A 2531-nucleotide genomic window follows, 5' to 3' on the forward strand; every position below is an offset into this window, starting at 1 on the left:
TGCTGCCGTTGGTCGCGCTGGGACTGCAGGTGGTTTCTGAGGCGCGGCGGGCCGCGCAATGCGGCTTGGGCGGACATGGGCGGTGATACCGCCGGACGGCAGGTTGTAGATGTCGATGCCTTTCGGATAAGCTTCATGCCGTTCGAGTGGCGCCAGCTCGGCCGCACCGGTATCACGCTCTTCGGGGTCTATTACTGGAGTGATGTCTTCGCGTCATTGGTTGGACGCGGGCAGGGCAAGGTACAGGTGAAATACGATCCGCGAGACCTGTCGCAGGTCTGGGTCATCGCCAGTGATGGCCGCGTGATCCCGGCGCGCTACCGGGACCTCAGCCACCCGCGAATATCGCTTTGGGAAAGCCGGCGGGCGCGGAAAGAGTGGCAGGAAAAACATGGTGGCCGGATCAACGAGCGGATCCTATTCCAATTGATTGACGCGCAACGGCGGCTGGCTGAGGCGGCGCGCCAAAAGACGCGGACTGCCCGGTTGGACATCGAAAGAGAAGCGCGGCTGCCCCGGCACCAACCAAGCCGTGATCCGTCGCGCGAAATGTTCGCGATCGACACGGGCAATCCTGATCTGCCAACCTATGAGATTGATGAGTTCAATGACCCCAGACGAAAGAATTGACCGTATCCGCGGCGACCATTGGATCGCGTTTGACCGTGCCACGATCGTTCTCAACCGATTGACATCCCTGATGGAAATGCCGCAGCAAAGCCGGATGCCGGGGCTGATGGTTTATGGAAGTTCCGGTATCGGCAAGACAATGATCGCCAAGCGCATGGCGAGTAAATACCCGACACAGTACAACGCCGAACTGGGCGCCACGAAGACACCCATACTGCTGGTTCAGGCGCCGCCCGCGCCGGATGAAAGACGGTTCTATCAGCACATCCTGGCAACGATCGGGGCGCCGATGTGGGGCCGGCATACCGTATCCGAGCTCGAGGTGCGCGCGCTCAGTCATCTTCGGGACATGGACCTTAGGATGTTGATGATCGACGAGGTGCACAATTTGCTTGCTGGCAGCTATCGGGAGCAACGCCGATTCCTGAACATGCTCCGGTTCCTCGCCAACGATCTCTGTGCCTCGCTCGTCGTCTTCGGTGTGAACGAAGCCCTGGAAGCGGTTCGAGGAGACGACCAGCTGGCCCGACGTCTGGACGAACACTATCTGCCGCTTTGGGAAGATGATGTGGAGTTCTCCCGGCTAATCCAGACACTGATTGCCGCGATGGCGCTCGAACAGCGGTCAGGCCTGACAGTGGCGTCGCTACGGACGATCCTGAAAGTGACCGGCGGTGTCACCTCGCGCGTGTTCATCATGATCAAGTCCCTGGCTATCGATGCGATCGAGACCGGTGAGGAGCGGATCACGGACGAAGCAGTTCAGGCCTGGCAGCCGGTTTGGACGAAGCACGCCTGGAACATCCCTCGCCAGCCTGCCGCCGCATTCGGGTGAACGTCAAATCGTTACCGTTCCGGCCACCGCCGTCACGCGATGAGCTTCTGTCCAGCTGGATTGGGCGACTGGCGAAGGCCAATCATTGTTCGGTTGAAGAGCTTTGCGGCTATCTGGGGTTGGGGCGGGGCAGGGTGCCGGAAGGTATCAACGATCTCGGACAGATAGACTGGCTTCGCCTCTGCTCGGCAGTTCAACGGACCCGGCATGAGATTGCGGCCATGACCCTTCCGGATGCGACGCATCACGGTGTGCAATATGTGTCGCGGCATGACTTCCAATACTGCCCGCGTTGTGTCGCGAAATCACCCGATCTGGCCCTCCGCCATTGGCGCTTGGCGTGGTCGATGACATGCGAAACCTGCGGTCAAACACTCGCGGCCAAGTATTCGGCCAACGATGTATCAGGCAGACTTCGTGCTCGAGCTGCACGCGGCGCGGAAGCTCTGAAGACGGCTGCCGCCACAACCGATCCCAGACGGTTGCGCCGGATCGGTATGACCCTGCAAGTCATGTCGGTGCTAAAGATCGGGCATCTATGGTCGCTCACCTCCGTGAGCGAGCGCGAAAGGCTCCTGGCACTTGCTGCGGTCGATATCGGCACGACCCGTCCCTTGTTGGGAGCTACCATCATCCTGCGCGGAAACGACCGGGGAGCCCGGGAGTTGCGCCGCGCCTTTCCTCAACATCGTCGGGTGATTGAGCAGGCCCGTGGGTTGTCGCAGGACCTTGGCCAGCGGTTTCCTGGGCGGCGGAAAACAGAGCATCCGACCAGGAAGACGCATGGAACGAGCCCCCCAAGTGCATCCGTGAGCGCTCTGCAGGCAGCTCGTCAGGCCATATCCGAACTTGGCGCCGGCGCAAACCGTGAAGCGCTTCTGACCCGCGCCGATGCAATCTGGAAAAGCTCAGATGGTGTCAAATCCTGAGGCGTGAAGCCTGTGGAAATATTGTAATTAAGGGTACAAAAACGCCCTGAATCCGCAGAATGATGCAGAGCACTGCGCCGCAACAGCACCGCTGCCGCTTCTGCGGGCCCGGTGCCGCCCACCCAACGGCCCTTCTC

At 60.7% G+C, this 2531-nt stretch carries 3 protein-coding genes; all 3 read left to right on the plus strand.

The window, feature by feature from the left end:
* The coding region (locus Q3Y53_RS12975; protein ID WP_303536789.1) for a Mu transposase C-terminal domain-containing protein at positions 1 to 630 on the plus strand (630 nt) is incomplete at its 5' end.
* A complete protein-coding gene (locus Q3Y53_RS12980) occupies positions 599 to 1465 on the plus strand; it encodes a TniB family NTP-binding protein (protein ID WP_067293016.1) in 867 nt (288 codons plus the stop codon). The genes Q3Y53_RS12975 and Q3Y53_RS12980, both read left to right, overlap by 32 nt.
* A complete protein-coding gene (locus tag Q3Y53_RS12985) occupies positions 1411 to 2394 on the plus strand; it encodes a TniQ family protein (RefSeq protein ID WP_161489459.1) in 984 nt (327 codons plus the stop codon). Before Q3Y53_RS12980 ends, Q3Y53_RS12985 begins: the two co-directional genes overlap by 55 nt.
* Positions 2395 to 2531 lie beyond the last annotated feature (137 nt).

Source organism: Synechococcus sp. YX-04-1 (assembly GCF_030546365.1).
Taxonomy (GTDB): Bacteria; Cyanobacteriota; Cyanobacteriia; order PCC-6307; family Cyanobiaceae; genus Parasynechococcus.

Excerpts from the sequence above, each read along its gene's own strand:
- Q3Y53_RS12980 (WP_067293016.1), top strand. The coding sequence starts at position 599 with ATGAGTTCAATGACCCCAGACGAAAGAATTGACCGTATCCGCGGCGAC.